Here is a 19,220-nt window from a genome sequence, read left to right on the forward strand (position 1 = left end):
TCTGTTCCTTACGCAAGAATATCGTTCACCACTGCGCCGGCCACATCGGTAAGGCGGTAGCGCCTACCCAAATGCCGATAGGTCAATTTTTCATGATCCAGTCCCAGTTGGTACAACATCGTCGCATGGAAATCATGCACATGTACCGGGTTTTTCACAATATTATAGCCAAACTCGTCCGTTTCACCATAGACGATACCGGGCTTTACACCGCCGCCAGCCATCCATACGCTGAAACAACGTGGATGGTGATCCCGGCCATAATTGTTATGTTCCAACCGCCCTTGGCAATAATTGGTACGTCCAAATTCGCCTCCCCATACCACTAAGGTTTCATCCAGTAGCCCCCGTTGCTTCAAATCGGTCACCAGCGCCGCCGATGCCTGATCCACGTCCTTAGCCTGCAAAGCCATCTGTCCGGGCAAGTTGTCGTGCTGATCCCAGCCCTGGTGATAAAGCTGTACAAAGCGTACACCGTTTTCGGATAGTTTACGGGCCAATAGGCAATTCGCTGCATAGGTACCGGGCACCAGGCAATCCGGACCATATAGTTTGACAATGTGATCGGGTTCTTTGGAAAGATCCGTCACTTCGGGTACCGACGTCTGCATCCGGTAAGCCATTTCGTATTGTTGTACCTTGGCTGCAATCTCCGGATCGCCAAATGCATCGAATTGCAGCAGGTTCAGTTCAGCCAATTTATCCAACATGGCCCTGCGGCTCACCTTATCCGTACCCGCTGGGTTGCCAAGGTAGAGTACCGGGTCAGGCCCCCCCATAAATTGCACGCCCTGATGCACGGAATCAAGGAAACCGTTGGTCCATAGCTTGGCGTATACACCCTGGCCATTGCCTTTCCCTTTGGACACCAATACGCAGAAAGCGGGCAGGTTTTGGTTTTCACTGCCCAGTCCATAGCTCAGCCACGCACCCATGCTGGGCCGGTTGCCTTGCTGTGCCCCTGTCTGGAAAAAAGTAATGGCCGGATCATGGTTGATGGCATCGGTATGCAACGAACGGATAATGCAGAGGTCATCCACAATCTTTGCCATATGTGGGAATACAGCGCTTACCCATGCGCCGCTCTTACCATATTGTGCGAAATCATAGTACGACCCTACCAGGGGAAAATTAGCTTGGCCAGCCGTCATGCCGGTAAGGCGTTGCCCGCCACGTATGGATTCGGGCAGATCTTGTCCCATCATCTCACGCAGCTTTGGCTTGGGGTCAAAAGATTCCAATTGCGACACCCCGCCGCTCTGGAATAAATAGATCACCCGCTTTGCTTTCGGCGCAAAATGCGGAAGTCGCGAAAGGAGTTCTTCTTTCGTGCCACTACCGGAAAACAAATCGGGTATCAGCAGCGAGCCAAGGGCCGCACTTCCGATGCCGATGCTTAGCCGCGAAAGAAATTGCCTTCGATTTTGGTATAAACGGGCTTGCGCTAGTTCTTTCTCAATCATGTCGTCTGTTTTCATGCCATTCGTCTCCTTTTTATCATCGGCATTGGGTTATTGGGTTCACTTCACGTCCGGGTGATGGTTTCTTCCAGGTTGTACAAGGCGTGCATCACGGCCATCAGGGCGGCCTGCTCAACCACGGGCACAGTACTTTCCTGCGGGGCTTCACCTATCGCTATAAATGCCTGTGCAGCGTCTGGTGATGCCGTATAGCGTTTCAACTCGTCTGTATAATAGGCATCCAACAACGCCAATTCCTGATCACTACCCGGTCGACTCAAGATACGGCGAAAAGCACGTTCGATATGCTGGCGGGGCTTCGCCCTTGGCGATGTTTTCAAGAGCACAGCCGCAAGCACACGTGACGCCTCCAGAATTACCGGGTCATTCAGCATTACCAACGCTTGGAGGGGAGTATTTGTGCGTTGCCGCGCCACTTCACACATATCCCGGTTGCTGGCATCGAAAATAAGCATGTTGGGTGGAGGTACCGTCAGCTTGATAAATACGTACATCCCTCTCCGATACAGGGCACCACCGTGATCCTGTACATAATTGGTCAGTGCCCCCCTTCCCGAACTGGTTACTTCCCATATGCCTTCCGGCTGGTAGGGCTTCACACTCGGGCCGCCGATTTCCGGATTTAACAATCCGCTGCTGGCCAAGGCCAGATCGCGGATAGCCTCTGCCGATAAACGCAATCGTCGGGTGCGGGCCAAATACCTATTTTCTGGATCCGCTTTCAGGTGCTTGTCCGTGACACGCGACGATTGGCGGTAGGTGGCACTCATCACAAACTGTTTCATCAGCCGTTTGACATCCCAGCCGTTATCACGGAAATCCGCCGCCAGCCAATCCAGCAATTCCGGATGACTTGGAAGCGCACCCTGGTTGCCAAAATCGGCGACTGTAGTTACCATACCTTGACCAAACACCATGGCCCACAGCTGGTTTACCAATACCCTTGCGGTAAGCGGGTTTTCATTGCTGAATGCCCACGTGGCAAGCCCAAGCCGGTTGGGGGCATAACGTGTGCTATCAAACGCCAGGATAGCCGCAGGCGTACCAGGATATACACGTTCAGTTGGGGCATCGTATACCCCTCTATCGAGGATATAAGTCGGGCGCACCTCATCACGCTCGCCCATCACCGATACCGATACTGCGGACGTGTCATCCCCCTTATTGATAAAATCCAGTATACCTGCCACATCTTGCTGCGTGAGGGTAAGCCGCGGCGTTTTCGAAGGCCCTGAGTTGACCAGTCCTTCCAACCCTTTTTCTAATGAATTGTTGAAAAAAGCGTATAGTTCAAAGTAATTCTTTTGTGAAAATGGATCATACTTATGATCATGGCATTGTGCACATTCCATCGTGATGCCCAGAATACCTTTACTGAAGGTGTTGGTTTTATCTATCGCATAGGCTACGCGGTATTCTTCTTCAATCACACCGCCTTCTTCGGTAATTTTATGGTTTCGGTTGAAAGCCGATGCCAGTAGTTGCTCCTTGGTGGCATCCGGCAGCATGTCCCCCGCAAGTTGCCAGGTTACGAACCGATCATAGGGCATGTTCTGGTTGAACGCATGGATCACCCAATCACGCCATGGCCATTGCGTACGGATGTCATCATCTTGGTAGCCATAAGAATCCGCATAACGTGCCACGTCCAGCCAATGCATGGCCATCCGCTCACCATAGGTGGGCAAGGCTAACAGTTCATCCACTATTTTTTCATATGCCGCAACGGATTTATCCGCCAAAAAACGTCCAAGCTGTTCTTCCGTAGGAGGTAGGCCGGTCAGATCCAAGCTGAGCCTGCGAAGCAAGTGATGCTTTTCTGCCTCCGGATTCGGAGCCAATCCCACCATATCCATTTTCGCCAGCACGAAGTGATCTATTTCATTAATTGGCCAATCGCTTTTGTGCGCGTTAGGGATCCCGATCTTTTCCGGTGGCACAAATGCCCAATGTGGCTTGTACTCCGCACCCTGTTGAATCCACCGTTCAATCAACTTTACTTCATAATCCGTCAGCGCCAGGTTGGATGATACCGGCGGCATCCGCACCGATTCGTCTTCACTGATGATACGCCGATAAGCTTCACTCCTATCCGGGTGGCCCGGTACAATGGCATGCATGCCTGCGGTTTCGACCAGTGCTTGGTAAGCCCCCTCTTTGGTATCAAGCCTGAGCGCTGCCTCTCGGGTATTTTTGTCGGGCCCATGGCAGGCAAAACATTTATCAGACAATATTGGGCGGATATGGAAATTGTAATCCACTATCGGCGGCAATGGCATAGCACCTCCACCCGTTTCGCTTCGCTTTGTAAAAAAATAACCGGATGTTATCGTCACAAATAAGCAAACCGCTAGTAAGATTAGCCATTTCGGTGAAAACGAAAATTTCATATCCGCCAGTAAGGGTTATAATTGTTATCTTCTTATCTCAAACTTAAGAAAAGTTGTGCGTATATGCAAGTTACATAAGCAATTAAAAAAACAAAAAACTGATCCTTTTTATTATCTTTCGCAACTTTCAGCAATTACTTAACAACGGACTGATATGGGAAAAACAAAAATCGTCCATCCCGACCGGGCACAGGATTTTTCTACGGGAGCCTACTCTGACGGTGTGCTTATCGACGGCCTATTGTTTGTAAGCGGCCAAGCCGCTATTGATTTTAAGGAATCTAGGTTTATCTTAGGTTCTATTGAAGAAGAGACCCGCCTTACTTTGCAAAATATCAAGGCTATTCTGGAAAATGCAGGAATGACCCTGGAAAATGTAGTGAAATGTACGGTTCACTTAAGTGACATCGCTGATTTCCAACGGTTCAACAAAGTGTATGCTGAACATTTCGCTGGCATCAAACCTGCCCGAACCACCGTCCAATCTGTATTGGACAACGGCATCAAAGTGGAAATTGACTGCATCGCCAAAAAATAGCCGACCCAATCGCTATGCTCATCATTGATGCACACCTCGATCTGGCCATGAATGCCATGGAATGGAACCGTGACCTCAGGGCCGGGATTGATACCATCCGCAACCGCGAATCCGGCATGCATGACAAACCGGATCGGGGAAACGGCGTGGTATCATTACCGGAATTACGCAAAGGTGGAATCGGATTAGTGGTTGCCACGCAAATAGCCAGAGTCACGGAAAACCACCATGTATTGCCGGGCTGGTATTCGCCTGAACAGGCTTGGGCACAAGCGCAGGGCCAGTTGGCTTGGTATCAGGCGATGGCAGATGCCGGCGAGATGCAACAAATCACCGACTTAAGCACGTTGGAACGCCACCTTGCACTATGGGAAGATGAATCCATAACTAATGCAACCAAGCCGATCGGTTTCATCCTTAGCCTCGAAGGTGCCGACTCCCTCGTCGACCTTTCTTACCTCGAACGGGCGTACGCCTACGGGCTTCGGGCTGTCGGGCCTGCGCATTATGGCCCTGGCCGCTATGCCCCCGGCACGGGGATGGAAGGGCCGCTCACCCCGTTGGGCGTTGAGCTCCTCAACGAGATGGATAGCCTGCACATGGTGTTGGATATCACCCACCTGACCGATGAAGGGTTCTGGCAGGCGCTGTCGGTATACAAGGGGCCAATATGGGCCAGCCACCACAATTGCCGGGCACTTGTAGACCATCAACGGCAACTGAGCGATGACCAGTTGAGCGCATTGATTGAACGGGGTACCGTCATTGGGAGTGCCTTGGATGCCTGGATGTTGTCTCCGCATTGGATTCGGGGCGAATCAACGCCATTACAACGTGGCGTAAACCTCGAAAGTCTTGTGAATCACATTGACCACATCTGCCAATTAGCGGGCAACAGCAATCATGTGGCCATCGGCAGCGATCTGGATGGCATGTTTGGCACCGAACAATGCCCGTACGATCTACAAACAATCGCCGATCTACAAAAACTGGATGGCATATTTCGGAAAAGAGGATATGCTGTTTCGGATATTGCCAATATTTTTCATAACAACTGGCTTCGGTTTATCCGTCAGGCCTGGCAAAACAATTAACTAGTAATAATGAACGACAATCAACCCTGGTACGTCATCGAGGACATCGATCGCATCGATTCCCCGGCGCTTGTGGTTTATCCCGAACGTGTGAGCGAAAATATCCGTACACTGAAAAAAATGGTCAATGGGAATACAGACCGATTGCGCCCGCATATAAAAACACACAAAACTAAAGAAGCGACTATCCTTTTAATGGATGCCGGCATCCACCAATTCAAATGCGCCACCATCGCCGAAGCAGAATTATTGGGCATGATAAAAGCGCCGGATGTGCTGTTAGCTTACCAGCCCGTTGGTCCTAAGGTGCACCGGTACCTGGAATTAATTGAAAGGTATTCCAATACGTCGTTTTCTTGCTTGGTGGACAATTTGGCCAACGCTGAAAACTTATCAGTCCAAGCCGGTAAAAAGGGCGTAAAAATCCGGGTGTATATCGACATCAATGTAGGTATGGGCCGAACGGGTATCCCCGTCGGTGACGAGGCCATCCAATTATATCAAGGTATCCGGTTATTGGACAACATGGAGTTGCTGGGCTTGCATGTGTACGACGGTCATCTCCGCGACCCGGATATCAACCAACGCAGGGAACGTTGCCATCTCGCTTTTGCCCCCGTCTGGACGATGATTTCTGAACTGGAACGCCAAGGTTATCCTGCTCCTGTGGTGGTAGCCGGTGGCTCACCGACGTTTCCCATCCACGCTGCCGATGCTCGGGTCGTATGCAGTCCGGGCACCTTTATTTTTTGGGATAAAGGCTATGGCGATGGCCTGCCCGAGCAACAGTTTCAACATGCCGCATTGGTATTGACCCGGATTATCTCGTTGCCTACCTCGACTACCCTTTGCCTTGATTTGGGCCACAAATCCATTGCGTCCGAAAATCCCCTTGATCGCCGGGTACACCTGCTTAATGCACCTGATCTGAAACCCATTGGCCAAAGCGAAGAACACCTTGTTGTGGAGGTCCCAGCAGGCCATGAGTGGAAAATTGGCGATGTGTTTTATGGTTTACCCTACCACATCTGTCCAACGGTAGCCTTGTACGAACAGGCAATAGCCATTGTCGACGGGCATCAAACTGGCATATGGCCAATTGTAGCCCGCGACCGCAGCATTATCGTGTAAACATCAGCTGTTTTCCACAACCATGGTTTCCGGATTCCAGTGCACGATTTTCCGGTCAAAATAACTGGTATTGGACAATACAGCCGGCCCTGCCGCACGTAGTCCGAAGACCGCGTCTTCTACAACACCAGTTTTATTACGGATAGCGTTGAAGAAATTGGCGAAGTGGTCATAGCTATCGCTGTACTCCCTGGGTGCGGTATATTCCTCCTCTTGTGGCCCCATCACTTCGAATTTTGGAGGGTATTTGGCGTTGTATTCCTTAAGGAACGCTTCTTGTGTAGCTTCAGCGAATGTGTTTATGGTATATCCGGGAGCGTCGGCCAGTCGTTTCTTCTTGATACTTACTCCCCTACCTGAAATAATCATCTGTCCTTCACTTCCGATAAACCTGAATTGTTGTCCGCCGCCGGATCCGTCGGCAAAATTGACCCGCAAGGTCAAGGTAAATTCAGGATGCGATTCCGTTTTCGGATAGTCATAAATCCCCACCATCAAATCGGGCACATCACGGCCGTCTTTCCAGTAACGAAGGCCGCCGCTGGTCATAATACGGTTCGGCCCCTTGGAATCCAGGACAAAATGTATCCCCGAAAACAAGTGGACGAACAAATCGCCCGCCACACCGGTACCATAGCGCTGGTAATTGCGCCAACGGAAGAAATGGAGGGGATCAAATGGGATTTTGGGCGCCTTATCACTCAAAAACCTATCCCAGTCTACGGTCTCCGGCGATGCATCCGGTGGTAACGAGTATTGCCATGCCCCTTGGGCGGAATGGCGGTCGTAATAGGCTTCCACGAAGTTCAGCTCGCCGATAGCCCCGGCCTGAAACAATTCCCGAGCCTTGGCATAAATAATCGAGCTGACACGTTGGCTGCCCACCTGAATCAACTGCTTGGTTTCATTGGCGGCCTGAATCATGGCATGCCCCTCCTCGATGAGCTTGGTTACAGGCTTTTCGCAATACAGGGCTTTGCCGGCCTTCATCGCCTCAATACCAATTTGTGCATGGAGGTGATCCGGCACGGCCAAGACAACCGCATCGATGTCCGGCCGGCTTAAAATTTCTTTATAGTCTTTTGTTGTTGCGATATCATTACCGTACAATTCCTTTGCGCGCACCAATCGCCCATCGTATAAATCGGCAACGGCCATGAGCTTGACCCCCGGAACCTTCAATGCCGATCCCATATTTGATGTACCTTGTATGCCTCCACCAATGAGCCCTAATTGGATTTGGTCATTGGCGCTGAATCGCTGTTGGTGTGCGACCTCCCATTGCAGCGTGTTGCTTTTTTGAGGCAACAAAATGGTCGGCGCTACACTGGCCGCCACCGCGGTATTAGCCATCTTTTTTAAGAAATGGCGTCTTGAATGCTGATTATCGCTTTTCATATCATATAATTGATTAATAAATTATTTGTCGTTGCTAATTTTCACATTTTTAAGGAAAGTTTCACGTTCTTAATGCAGAAAAAATCAGCCGTTGCCCGCTGATAAGTGCCGTATCCGCATCGATAATTTTTACAATCGGCACACCAAGTTCGTTTAACGCCCGTTCATATAAGTGGCTATGTTTTGGTGCGCCCACTAAATAGACAGGGGTATTTGCGCAAATACCCCTCAATTCAGCGCCTATCAGCACACCGCTTAAATAATAGAAATTCCTTGTTTTAGGTATTTGCTTGAGTAATTGGTTGGTTCTGACCATGAATGCTGCGTGGAGCAAATCACTGGTTTGGCTAGCATCTACTCCTTCACAAAAGCATGCTTGGTTTGCCGGATCCTGAAAATCGGCACCTGCCTCCACCGAATCGGAAAGCATGCTTTGTACCGAAAGCAAATCGAAAAACTCTCCGGTCATGTACGTTTCAAACGCTGTAGCTTGGTTACCTTTTATCCAAACGTGTTTTGGATGCGTACCCGGAAGAATTAATAGCTGTTCTTTTTCCGTATGCTCCAGAAGGGGCGCACAACCCACCACCTTGGTCTCTTCACCCCGCATGACATCGCGATCCGTCCTTACGCCGGATACCAGGATAAGCCGGTTATTCAGTGTCTCGGTATACAGCGCTTCGGCATATAAATCTGAGCCATCCAACTGAAACGGGAGCGTTTTATAAGGCAGCTCCATCAGCCCGATCGTGGAGGATGCCATTCCTGAAATGACAATAGGAACATCATTCAGCAAAGCCCCGGACTTTTGCTCAAGTTCGTCTACCGCATCCCTCAATGCGTTCGCATAAAATTCTTCGCGGCGTATGGATTTTCCCCGCTGTTCCTTCCACAATCGGAACGTTTCTGCAATCCCCTTGTCATGCGTAACCGATGCCAGCACATGCAGATCCGTTGCTTGAATCAGCCGGAGCCTGAATCGGCTTGTTCCCCAATCGCAGCTTAGAAACCTTTCCATGGCCTACCATTCCGCTACGCTGCCGTCGGTATGCCGCCAAACGGGATTTCGCCACTGATGTCCGATTGCAGCCATCTTCCGCACATGCGCCTCATTGATTGCAACGCCCAATCCCGGCCCATTCGGAATATTTACATAACCATCCTTGTATTGAAATACCGTCTTGTCTTCCAAATAATCCAGCAAGTCACTGCCCTGGTTATAATGTATCCCCAAGCTCTGCTCCTGTATAAAGGCGTTGTGGCAAGTGGCATCCACTTGCAGACATGCAGCCAGCGCAATAGGCCCCAAGGGGCAATGTGGCGCGGCCGCTACATCATAAGCCTCTGCCATGGAAATGATTTTTTTGCATTCGGTGATGCCTCCGGCATGGGATACATCCGGTTGGATGATGTCTGCATAACCTCCTTGCAGTAAGGTTTTAAACTGCCATTTGGAAAACATACGTTCCCCCGTTGCAATAGGAATAGCCACATGGTGGGCTATTTCCCGTAAGTCTTCATTATTTTCAGGTAACACCGGCTCCTCGATGAACATCGGCCGATACGGTTCCAACGCCTTGGCCAGTATTTTGGCCATGGGCTTATGCACACGGCCATGGAAATCAATACCGATACCAAAAGCCGGGCCTGTCGCATCCCTGACGGCGGCAATACGGGCTACCGCCGCATCGATCTTGTCATAGCTGTCTATGTATTGCAATTCTTCCGTAGCATTCATTTTGACAGCCAAAAAGCCATTGTCGGCCATTTTCTTCGCAGCGAGGCCCACATCGGCCGGACGATCCCCACCGATCCACGAATACACTTTCATCCTATCCCGTGCTTTCCCTCCAAGCAGTTCATGGATCGGCGCATTGTAGTATTTGCCTTTGATGTCCCACAGCGCTTGGTCAATGCCCGCTATGGCACTCATCAAAACAGGGCCACCCCGATAGAAGCCGGCGCGGTACATCACATTCCAATGATCTTCTATCCGCATCGGATCTTTACCCGTCAGGTATGTCATCAATTCATCGACCGCTGTTTTCACCGTAGCTGCTTTCCCCTCAATCACCGGCTCACCCCAGCCGGCGATGCCTTCGTCCGTTTCTATTTTCAGGAATAGCCACCTTGGCGGCACCTGGAATAATTCATAAGATTTGATCTTCATAAGCTCATGCAGGTTTGGCAATGGCCGCCACAAATTGGCTGGCTTTATCGGTCAGTTGCGCTAAATAGTCTCTGGTGATAGACTGGGTTGTATCAATCAAGGTATTGCCCACGCCAAAAGCAACAGCACCGGCATCTTTAAAGTCCCGGATATTTTGCGGCGTTAGACCACCGGAAGGCAGCAGCGGTATCTGTGGAAATGGCCCGGCGATGCTCCGGATATAAGCAGGTGACGTAGCAGGGAACACCTTCACAATATCGGCCCCACCCTTATGCGCTGCATAGATTTCCGTCGGCGTGAAGGCTCCAGGTATGCTCACCGCATCGAGATCTTTGGTCGTTTTAATGACATCCACATCCACCACCGGTGAAAGGATAAAGCGGGCACCCGCCGCTACAGCAGCTTCAACCATTTGTGTATCAAGCACCGTTCCCGCGCCGATAACCATCCGGTCGCCAATGCCTCCCGCCAACGTTTTAATAGCCACCAGCGGTTCTTCGGAATTCATGGTCACCTCCAAAATGCGGATGCCGCCAGCATATAATGCTTCGGCAACTTCCAATACATGTTCGGGCCGAAGGCCCCGGATAATCGCTATAATACCATTTTCCTTAATTTCTGATAATGTAGACATACAACTTAGGGTTTTATTAGGAACAAAAGATACTTCACAAAAGTAAATAATCTTTCGGCCAAACACTTAATCCTTTCCGAACAATTCGTGTAGTTCATCTTGTGTAAAGGGTTCGGTTCGATCACCGAATTTTGCACGTACACCGCCAAGATCTTCCCCCACCAACTCATCGCCTGTATTATTTCCCCAGGCGTTTCGGATATAACTGAGCAATTGAGCCAATTCGGCGTCATCAATGGCCGAGTTGTGCGCTATTCCGGGCATCTCGCCACTTACCTCGGGAGTCCTATATGTATGGCCTGCTACGTCGACAGGACCGGTAAGGCCATAGAGCACCAGTGCCATCAGCCGCTCTTTGTCTCCTTTCACCCACTCCGACCCGGCCAGGGGCGGCGCAATGGGTGATACACCACGGCCATCTTCGCCATGGCAGGGCTGGCATGCGTTTCTAAACAGCGCAATCCCTGCGGGATATTGTTTGGCCAGTTGTGCTTGGTTATGGTTCTCCGTCTGACCGCTGATTTCATCGACAACTGCCGAGAGATGTCGATATAATGCCTTCGATGTGTCGGGTACCTGCTTGGTTACCGTCTGCATCAATCGTGCTTCATGCCCCGCCACACCACTGATGATGGCATCCGTGATATAGCGATTGTCTGCATACTGCACAGCCCATTGCTCGACGGTGTGCATGACAGCCGAATCATCCCCCGGGGCCAGCGAAGCAACAGCAAGCGCCGCATAGGGTGCAAGCAATGTATCATTTTTTGCAATGACCGCATTCAGGATGTCAATCCGTTCTTTCTGGGTTGCCGTACCGCTCAATGATGGAAAGGCTGCAAGCGCCTGCGCGCACACCTGCCATTCCGGCCGGGCGAGTACGGTCCTGATATCAGCTACGGTCAGCAGTCCCAATCCTTCCAATGTCCATAGTGCGTGAACGCATTGCAGTGAATCGCTCCCGCTGGTGAGGAGCGTACGCAAATCGGATGCCGCATCCGTCGCCTGCCTGTCGATCAATGTACGCTGCGCTTGGTCGCGCACCCAGCCATTCGTATGGCCCAACAAAGCGACCAGCGAATCCGTCCGCTGGGGCATGGTTACCGTGCGCCGCTTACTGCCTTTTGGAAATACCCGATAAATCCTTCCCATCCCCAATGGAAGTGTCAGTCCCCGTTCGGCAATCTCATTTTTCAGATAGGGTGTGAGGTATGTACTATGTTGGATAATACCACGATACATATCCAGTATATAGAGCGACCCATCAGGCCCGTCAAACAGGTTTACCGGCCGGAAGCGCTCATCATCACTGGCCAAAAACTCCTTCCCCTCATAGGCCTGCTTTCCGGTCACACGGAACCCCGCTTCCGTAAGCACATTGCGCTTGATTAGGTTCGCCGATGGCTCTGCCACAAAAGCGTTTGTCCCAGGAATCAACCCGCCACGGTAGACCAGCGGCCCGCAGGCCGCCGTGAAATTTACCAGCCGTCCCGTACTATCCAACACCCCTTCCATATATCCCCTGTTCACACCGGTTGTTGGATGGATGGGATACACGCGTGTGTCCCCTACAATCGTTTCGTTATATCCGGCCACCCTACGTTGATTGGGGTTGCCTGCACCGAGTCCAGGTGGGAAATAGTCGCCCGACAGGTTACTGGAATTATCATTGTAATAAAGCCGGCCCCAATCATCCTGGCTGATACCCCATTGCCCCCGGAAATGCGTTTTTTCCTTTAGCCAGGTCCCATCCGCAAGCCTTCGATACCGCCAGTCATATTTGGCACTGTAAATCCAGTTATCCAATCCCCTTAGCAATCCATTCGGCTGGTGCTCCACATTGCCCCCTTCGGCATATGCACTGTCTACCAATGACTTGTTTATGGGGTGTCCCTCCTCGATTTCATAAAACCACAGATTAGGTGGCTCAGCCATCAGCAATCCACCATTCACCAGACAAAGCGCGCGGGGTACCACCAATGAATCCAGAAAGACCGTCCGTTCATCCATCTTCCCGTCACCATCCGTGTCTTCCAATATAACGATGCGGCCCACCGGTGCCTCTTCGCCCGTACCCAACGTATCAGGCATATAGCCATCCATCTCGGCCACCCATATCCGGCCGTCGCCATCGAATGTCATGGCCACAGGGGCCACGACCAGCGGTTCGGCCGCAACAAGCGCAACCTCGAAACCTGCTTCCAGCTCCATGGCCTTAAGCGAAGCCTGGGGACTAAGCACCCCGTCTCCGTAACGCGTAGAGCAACGGATTAGCAGGCAGGCAATAATTAGAAATGTGATTTTGTATCCGGTTGTTAAATTAGTTGTCTTCACGCTACAAACTAAGATAAAATTGCATTTATATGCAAGTTTATGTAAATAGCATATAACATATACTTTCTTAACTTACCTTAAGGACATATTCAACTAACCTATGTATTTTTGCGTTTAAACAAATAAAACCATGGAATTAGGCATTAGCATGTTTGGCGATTTGCAGGTAGACAAAGCAACGGGAAACTTCCAGTCCACACAACAACGGCTTCGGGAAATCATCGAAGAGATCAAATTAATGGATGAGGTAGGACTGGACTACTTCGGTATTGGCGAACACCATCGTCCGGACTATGCCGTACCCAGCCCCGAAATTGTGATGGCGGCTGCGGCGACGGTGACCAAAAACATCAAGCTGGGAAGTGCCGTGTCGGTATTGAGCTCTTCCGATCCGGTAAAGCTGTATCAAAATTTCGCGATGATCGACCAATTGTCCGGAGGCCGCGCAGAACTAATGGCTGGCAGGGGTAGCTTTATCGAGTCTTTCCCATTGTTTGGATATGACCTGGACGACTACGATGCGCTATTTGCCGAAAAGCTGGACTTACTGCTCACCATCAATAAAAATGAGCGCGTGACCTGGCACGGGAAATTCAGGACTTCGCTGAATGACCAAGCCATCCTGCCGCGTGCGGTGAATAATGAACTTTCCATCTGGATAGCTGTCGGTGGTACACCACAATCCGTGATTCGGGCCGGCAAACTTGGCCTTCCCCTGATGATTGCCATCATCGGCGGCGCGCCTACGCAATTCCAGCCGCTCTTCGATTTATACAAAAAGACATACCTTGAAAATGGCCACGACCCGGCTAAATTCCAAGTAGGCATCCATTCGCATGCCCTTTTTGGCGATAATGCTGCGGCGCTGAGCAAGGCCTATTTCCCATTATATGCCGCACAAATGGACCGGGTGGGAAGGTCACGCGGCTGGCCGTCTTATCAGCGCACCCAGTTTGACTTTGGCATGTCCAAACATGGCGCATTGTTCGTCGGTGAGGCTGACGCAATGGCTGACAAAATCCTTCATTATCAGGAACTATTTGGCCTTACGCGCTTTGCTGCACATATGGATGTGGGTGCGCCATCACATCAGGATCTCATGAAGTCCATCGAAATTTATGGCACCAAGATAGCACCCCAGGTCAGAAAAGCGTTGGCAAAATAACAGCTGCTACAGGGCTTCAAACGTTTCGGAAAATGAAAACCCAAACCGTTTGGCTGCGTCCGGATTATACACCCGTTTCCGCACCTGGAGCATTTCCACCTTGAGGCTATCTGTCGATTGTGTTTTTAGGTAAGTAGCTGCCTGGGCTCCACTTTGGTATCCCCATCGGTAAATATCAGCACCGAAAGCGGCGACCGCACCTCTTGATACCAGCCCTGATTCGCTGGTGAATACCGGTATGCCTTTGTCGTTGCAGTTTTTAAGAATGGTTTCAAAAGCCGCAAACACGGTATTATCCGGATTAGCGAAAAACGCGTCGATATTATTGGTCAGCAACGAACGGACGACCAATTGTGCTTCAGCAGAGCTGTTGAGCGGCAGTGCCTCCAGCTGCACATCCATGCTTTCTGCAAGCGAGGCAATCCGTTCATAAGCTTCAACGGACTGGGGTTCGGACTGATTGTAAATCATACCAACGGTCAGCCGCTCCTCTTTCGGTTTCACCATCTCGGTGATGATGGCAAACGACGTATCGATATAGTTCAGATCTTCACCCGTGCCAAACAGATGAGCAGGTGGCTGGCCGTTGGATTCCAGGAGTCCCAAAATCTCGGGCATCGCGGTCACCGTCTGGAAGATGGGAATGTCTTTACTCCGCTGTACAGCAGCAATCGTAGCGAGGGTAGTACTTGTGCCGATAAGGTCTACACCTTGGCTGTTGAAATAGCTGATAATTTGATTCAAGGTGGCCGCATCACCTTGGGCATTGCGATGAATGATACGTATTGTGCCGTCGGTTTCACTGTAGCCGCTGTCACTTAAAGCCGCTTCGAATCCCTCACGCGCTTGCGCAATGGTAGCGTCCTCAAAGGCCTCCACAAAGCCGACTACGGGTATGCCTTCGGCTTTTTGAGGGGATTGGCAGGAAAAGGCCGATATACCAGCTATCAATAGCAGCCAGAGGACGTGCTGATTCTTCATGTCAACAAATTTAAGGTTTTTTCTGAGGGTAATATGAAAATAGAAGGTTTAATTTATGCACGTTGGGCCGTGCGGGCCTTTGTCGCTGGAAGCGACGCTCTTTTGCGCGATGCCGCGCAGGTTTTTTTTGCGCTCTATGCCGCGCGGGCATGTTACTTTGTTTGCGCCAAAGTAACCAAAGCGCTTCGGCTGGCCGCTCCGTTGCCATCCGTTGCGGCATCCCCGGACGCATCCCGTAGACGCCCCCAAGCACAGGCCTTCGCTTCGCTTCGTCGGTCTGCTTAACCACGTCCGCTGCGCCGATTATTTCCGTCGGGGGCTGCTTCGCTGCCTATGGCTTCCTGCACGGCCTAAGCCGGTCCGGCCATGAATTTAATCCCGTACGGCTGCCCGCAACAACCCTCCGTACACCTTTAAATCCCGCCTTGAATACGCTGCGGCATGCAGTGGGAGACACTACCGACCGTAGCAGCGGATTCCAGCGGGGAGTTTATTCACCTTGTGTCTGTTTTTATCGGTGTTCATGAGCTCCCTGCGGTCGGTTTTGAATACTTTTTGCGGAAAAAAGTATTGCCCTGCCGTGGCGAACGGCGGAAAGCCTTGCGCTGAGGCAAAAGCACGCTCCTCACGCAGTGAGTAATTGTCTAAACAAAACCTTCTTTATAATTCAACCAAAAATCCGTAACCTTATCCCATGGCATTTATTTGGAAAAAATTAAGACGACATCCCCATAAAGTAGGACTTGTCCTTTCCGGCGGCGGGTTACGCGGCATTGGCCATCTCGGTGCCCTCAAGGCCCTGGAAGAACATGGGTTGAAGCCTTCCGTCATTTCCGGCTGCAGTGCCGGGGCCATTATCGGCGCCTTCTATGCTGCTGGCCATACGGTGGGCGAAATGCTGCAAATCGTACAGAAAAACGACTTATTTCCCGCAACAAGTTTCCGGCTACGGACCTCGGGTTTCGTCGACACCCGCTTCCTTTCCCGGCTATTCCAGCAGTACGTCCCCGCCAACACCTTCGAGTCCTTGGTACTGCCATTATATGTAGCGGCTACCGACCTTCTTTCGGGTAAAACCGCGTATTTTCATACCGGTCCTTTGGATGAAGCACTGCTCGCTTCGTCCAGTATCCCGCTGATGTTCCCGGCCGTGCGGCACGGCGACGCGGTGTACTACGATGGTGGCGTGCTCGACAACCTGCCTGTCCAGCCGCTACTCGGCCAATGTGATTTCCTCGTTGGCGTGCATGTAAACGCGCCGGATACCATCACGCCCGAGCAATTGACACCGATGAAGACACTCGACCGCATCATCCACCTTGCCATTGGCCAGTCTGTTGCTCGCAATGCAAAAAAGTGTGACCTATTCATCGAGCCGCCTGATATGCTGCAATTCGGTATGTTTGGGAAGAAAGACCTGATGCGTATCTATGAATATGTGTATGCTTACACTTCCGAGCAATTGGCAAAACGATAAAAAAACATACCTTTGCCCATATACCCACATACGATTACTCATGCTTGCTCAATTATTCGGTGCTATCTTTGGCCTGACAGCCGTTATACTCGGTGCATTCGGTGCCCATGCGCTCAAGAAAAAGTTTACGGAAGACCAACAGGACAATTTTGAAACGGGGGTTCGGTACCAATTTTACCATGCACTGGTATTGCTGATAGCCGGTTTCGCGCAGACCGCCGGATTAATCGAACCGGGAGCTTATACGGGATTGTTCATCGGCGGAACGGTACTCTTTTCGTTCAGTATCTATGGTTTATGTCTGAGCGCAGCATTCGGCACCAAGTGGCGCTTCCTCGGGCCGGTCACGCCCCTTGGCGGGTTGTTGCTTGTAGGGGGATGGCTGTCGTTATTGTTCGCAATTCTTCGCTGATGAAACCTGCTCTTCCTTATCCGGCCGCAGAATCAACCGTAGTGTCGGATCATTGGTGACAAACGACCAGGCCCAATTGGTAGCAAGCACCAATTTATTCCGGAAGCTAATCAAGGGGATGATATGCACAAACAGCCAACTTATCCAAGCGATGGTACCCCTGAGAAAACCCTTGGGCGGCAGATCAGCCACTGCCCTATATTTGGAAATGATCGCCATCGTGCCTTTATCGTGATAAACAAAAGGCTGCATCGGCCTACCGTCAAGCATACGCGACAGGTTTTTACCCAGTAGCCTTCCCTGTTGTATAGCCACCTGCGCTACTTGGGGATGGCCTTCGGGATAATTTTTATCATCCGTCAGCACACATTGATCGCCCAGTGCAAAAACTCCTTCGGTATATATTACCCGGTTGAAAGCATCCACCTTGATGCGCCCCCCACGGGCTACGGCGCCTTCGGGAAGCCCTTCCACGTGGACGGCAACCACACCGGAAGTCCAAATCAACGTATCGGTAGGAATGGTTTCGCCCGTACTCAGGAGGACATTGCCGGACACGTAATCAATCACCTTGGCATTCAGGACAATCTTAGCCCCAAGCTTGTCCAACACGGCGTAAGCCTCCCGTTGTGCCTTCGTGCTCATCGGGGGCAATAGCACAGGAGCGGAATTAACAATATACAGGTGGGATTTGAGATCGGTCAATTCGGGGTATTCTTTCGTCACGATCTCCCTCCCCATCTCGGCAAGGATACCTGCCAATTCCACGCCAGTAGGCCCCCCTCCAGCAATCACGATATTCAATGCCTTATCCCGTTCGGCAGGGACAGTGCTCCGTACCGCACATTCCATACGGAGCAAAATGTGGTTCCGCAGGTTCATTGCATCGTCCAATGTCTTCATGGGCATGGCATGTTTAGCAATGTTTTCAAAACCGAAATAATTGGTTCCGGTACCCATGGCCAGCACCAGGTAGTCATACGATAGCGTGCCTGTAGTAGTTTCTACGACTTTTTCCTGTGGATCAATGCGTTTCAATTCACCCATGTGGAAGCGGATATGGGGTTTTTCCTGAAACAACCGACGAAACGGATAGGAAATATTGGACGATTCGATAAATGCGGCGGCAACCTGGTAAATCAACGGCGGGAAAAAATGGTAGTTATTTCTATCCACCAAGGTGATAACAAACCGCTTATCCTTCCCCAGGTGTTTAATAAAATTGATTCCCGCAAATCCTCCCCCGATGACAATGACGTGTTTGGTGTTATCTTTCATGCGGTTTTATGCTGTCAACCCTCATTCAAAAATCACTCCACTTTTTCGTTCTCCGCTTTTAAGAAGATCCTGTAGCGTTCGACTACTAAACTTATGCTTATGTATGTAATTTAATCCTTCAATATACTTGAAATGTTTTAAATTTAATGTATACAGGTTGAGGTTTCTAATAATAGCAGTGGCTGCGATAAAAGCATCAGGCACATCTAAGTGGTGACTCAAGGTATATTTTTCAATCAGATCGATCGCCAATTCGGATATTTCATTATCGGTATGCACGATTTTTATGCTATTCAACGACCGATTTATTTTAGCAAGTTCGTGTTTATCACGGGCACCAAACAGAAACTCTCCCACGCTTATTGCGCTGACAGCGATGTGATCGGCACCTATTTTACTGAGCTCCGTCTTAATTTTATCGTCGTTTTTGGACAGCTCAATTAAAATATTGGTATCACATAATACTAGTATTTTTTGGGCCATGCCTTTGCTCTCAGTTCTTCCGCAGTGATGTCTCGACCTTCCCACATGCCCGCCAATGCAAAAAAGTCACCTTTGCTGGTTGTTTTTTCGTCTTGTTCAAGATCGGGCGCACTTTGTAAAACTTCAACAAAGTCCAAGTCTTTCAAGAAGGCAAGAAGATGGTTGAGTTTTTTTTTGTTTTTTATTTTAAGCGTTATCGTATCCATGTCTAATCCAAATAATATTATCTATGATGCTGACAGCACCGCCGTTTT

19 protein-coding genes are annotated in these 19,220 nt (G+C 50.4%); 8 read left to right on the forward strand and 11 right to left on the reverse strand.

The window, feature by feature from the left end; genetic code table 11:
• Window positions 1–8: 8 nt before the first annotated feature.
• Both BMW65_RS20870 and BMW65_RS20875 read right to left on the reverse strand, forming a co-directional pair.
• On the reverse strand, window positions 9–1,478 hold the full coding sequence (locus BMW65_RS20870; RefSeq protein WP_218145485.1) for a DUF1501 domain-containing protein: 1,470 nt from the start codon (window positions 1,476–1,478) through the stop codon (window positions 9–11).
• Window positions 1,479–1,525: 47 nt separating this feature from the next.
• On the reverse strand, window positions 1,526–3,871 hold the full coding sequence (locus BMW65_RS20875) for a PSD1 and planctomycete cytochrome C domain-containing protein (protein WP_090608570.1): 2,346 nt from the start codon (window positions 3,869–3,871) through the stop codon (window positions 1,526–1,528).
• Window positions 3,872–4,025: 154 nt separating this feature from the next.
• Between BMW65_RS20875 and BMW65_RS20880 the strand changes: the two genes are divergently transcribed.
• From BMW65_RS20880 to BMW65_RS20890, 3 genes are read left to right on the forward strand one after another with little or no spacing between them, the layout of a single operon-like run.
• Window positions 4,026–4,409: a RidA family protein gene (locus BMW65_RS20880; RefSeq protein WP_090608572.1), complete on the forward strand. Its 384-nt coding sequence runs from the start codon at window positions 4,026–4,028 to the stop codon at window positions 4,407–4,409.
• A gap of 14 nt (window positions 4,410–4,423) precedes the next feature.
• The gene (locus tag BMW65_RS20885) at window positions 4,424–5,503 is read left to right on the forward strand and encodes a dipeptidase (protein ID WP_090608573.1); all 1,080 of its coding nucleotides are present in this window, start codon (window positions 4,424–4,426) and stop codon (window positions 5,501–5,503) included.
• A gap of 9 nt (window positions 5,504–5,512) precedes the next feature.
• Complete coding sequence (locus BMW65_RS20890; protein ID WP_090608575.1) at window positions 5,513–6,634, forward strand: D-TA family PLP-dependent enzyme; 1,122 nt, start codon at window positions 5,513–5,515, stop codon at window positions 6,632–6,634.
• Window positions 6,635–6,637: 3 nt separating this feature from the next.
• Here the strand turns inward: BMW65_RS20890 and BMW65_RS20895 are convergent, their stop codons facing one another.
• From BMW65_RS20895 to BMW65_RS20915, 5 genes are all read right to left on the reverse strand, one after another.
• Entirely contained in the window at window positions 6,638–8,032 is a 1,395-nt protein-coding gene (locus tag BMW65_RS20895; RefSeq protein ID WP_090608577.1) for a Gfo/Idh/MocA family protein, read from the reverse strand.
• Between the two features lie 61 nt (window positions 8,033–8,093).
• Window positions 8,094–9,050 carry a 2-dehydro-3-deoxygalactonokinase gene (locus BMW65_RS20900; protein WP_090608579.1) on the reverse strand — a complete coding sequence of 319 codons (957 nt, stop codon included), beginning with the start codon at window positions 9,048–9,050 and terminating at the stop codon, window positions 8,094–8,096.
• A gap of 3 nt (window positions 9,051–9,053) precedes the next feature.
• A complete protein-coding gene (dgoD, locus tag BMW65_RS20905) occupies window positions 9,054–10,202 on the reverse strand; it encodes a galactonate dehydratase (protein ID WP_090608580.1) in 1,149 nt (382 codons plus the stop codon).
• Window positions 10,203–10,206: 4 nt separating this feature from the next.
• The gene (locus BMW65_RS20910) at window positions 10,207–10,836 is read right to left on the reverse strand and encodes a bifunctional 4-hydroxy-2-oxoglutarate aldolase/2-dehydro-3-deoxy-phosphogluconate aldolase (protein WP_090608582.1); all 630 of its coding nucleotides are present in this window, start codon (window positions 10,834–10,836) and stop codon (window positions 10,207–10,209) included.
• Window positions 10,837–10,902: 66 nt separating this feature from the next.
• Window positions 10,903–13,077, reverse strand: a complete 2,175-nt coding sequence (locus BMW65_RS20915) for a DUF7133 domain-containing protein (RefSeq protein ID WP_177181244.1) — start codon at window positions 13,075–13,077, stop codon at window positions 10,903–10,905.
• Between the two features lie 223 nt (window positions 13,078–13,300).
• On the opposite strand from BMW65_RS20915, the gene BMW65_RS20920 reads away from it, so the two are divergent.
• Complete coding sequence (locus BMW65_RS20920; protein WP_090608586.1) at window positions 13,301–14,335, forward strand: LLM class flavin-dependent oxidoreductase; 1,035 nt, start codon at window positions 13,301–13,303, stop codon at window positions 14,333–14,335.
• Between the two features lie 6 nt (window positions 14,336–14,341).
• Here BMW65_RS20920 and BMW65_RS20925 read toward each other — a convergent pair whose 3' ends face one another.
• Window positions 14,342–15,316, reverse strand: a complete 975-nt coding sequence (locus tag BMW65_RS20925; RefSeq protein ID WP_090608588.1) for an ABC transporter substrate-binding protein — start codon at window positions 15,314–15,316, stop codon at window positions 14,342–14,344.
• A gap of 33 nt (window positions 15,317–15,349) precedes the next feature.
• On the opposite strand from BMW65_RS20925, the gene BMW65_RS20930 reads away from it, so the two are divergent.
• From BMW65_RS20930 to BMW65_RS20940, 4 genes are all read left to right on the forward strand, one after another.
• The gene (locus BMW65_RS20930) at window positions 15,350–15,601 is read left to right on the forward strand and encodes a hypothetical protein (protein ID WP_090608590.1); all 252 of its coding nucleotides are present in this window, start codon (window positions 15,350–15,352) and stop codon (window positions 15,599–15,601) included.
• 156 nt (window positions 15,602–15,757) lie between these two features.
• A complete protein-coding gene (locus BMW65_RS24315; RefSeq protein ID WP_177181245.1) occupies window positions 15,758–15,925 on the forward strand; it encodes a hypothetical protein in 168 nt (55 codons plus the stop codon).
• Between the two features lie 85 nt (window positions 15,926–16,010).
• Complete coding sequence (locus tag BMW65_RS20935; RefSeq protein ID WP_090608592.1) at window positions 16,011–16,793, forward strand: patatin-like phospholipase family protein; 783 nt, start codon at window positions 16,011–16,013, stop codon at window positions 16,791–16,793.
• Between the two features lie 40 nt (window positions 16,794–16,833).
• Window positions 16,834–17,205, forward strand: coding sequence for a DUF423 domain-containing protein (locus tag BMW65_RS20940; RefSeq protein ID WP_090608594.1), 372 nt, complete (start codon window positions 16,834–16,836; stop codon window positions 17,203–17,205).
• Here BMW65_RS20940 and BMW65_RS20945 read toward each other — a convergent pair.
• Genes BMW65_RS20945 through BMW65_RS20955 form a run of 3 tightly spaced genes read right to left on the reverse strand, consistent with a single transcriptional unit; the run spans window position 17,182 to window position 19,172 of the window.
• Window positions 17,182–18,483 (reverse strand): NAD(P)/FAD-dependent oxidoreductase, encoded by a 1,302-nt coding sequence (locus BMW65_RS20945; RefSeq protein ID WP_090608595.1) that lies wholly within the window; start codon window positions 18,481–18,483, stop codon window positions 17,182–17,184. The two genes, BMW65_RS20940 and BMW65_RS20945, sit on opposite strands and share 24 nt — an antisense overlap.
• Window positions 18,484–18,504: 21 nt before the next feature.
• Entirely contained in the window at window positions 18,505–18,966 is a 462-nt protein-coding gene (locus BMW65_RS20950; RefSeq protein WP_090608597.1) for a type II toxin-antitoxin system VapC family toxin, read from the reverse strand.
• Window positions 18,948–19,172, reverse strand: coding sequence for a hypothetical protein (locus BMW65_RS20955; protein WP_090608599.1), 225 nt, complete (start codon window positions 19,170–19,172; stop codon window positions 18,948–18,950). Before BMW65_RS20955 ends, BMW65_RS20950 begins: the two co-directional genes overlap by 19 nt.
• Between the last annotated feature and the right edge of the window lie 48 nt (window positions 19,173–19,220).

This window comes from Parapedobacter koreensis (assembly GCF_900109365.1).
GTDB classification, from domain to species: Bacteria; Bacteroidota; Bacteroidia; order Sphingobacteriales; family Sphingobacteriaceae; genus Parapedobacter; species Parapedobacter koreensis.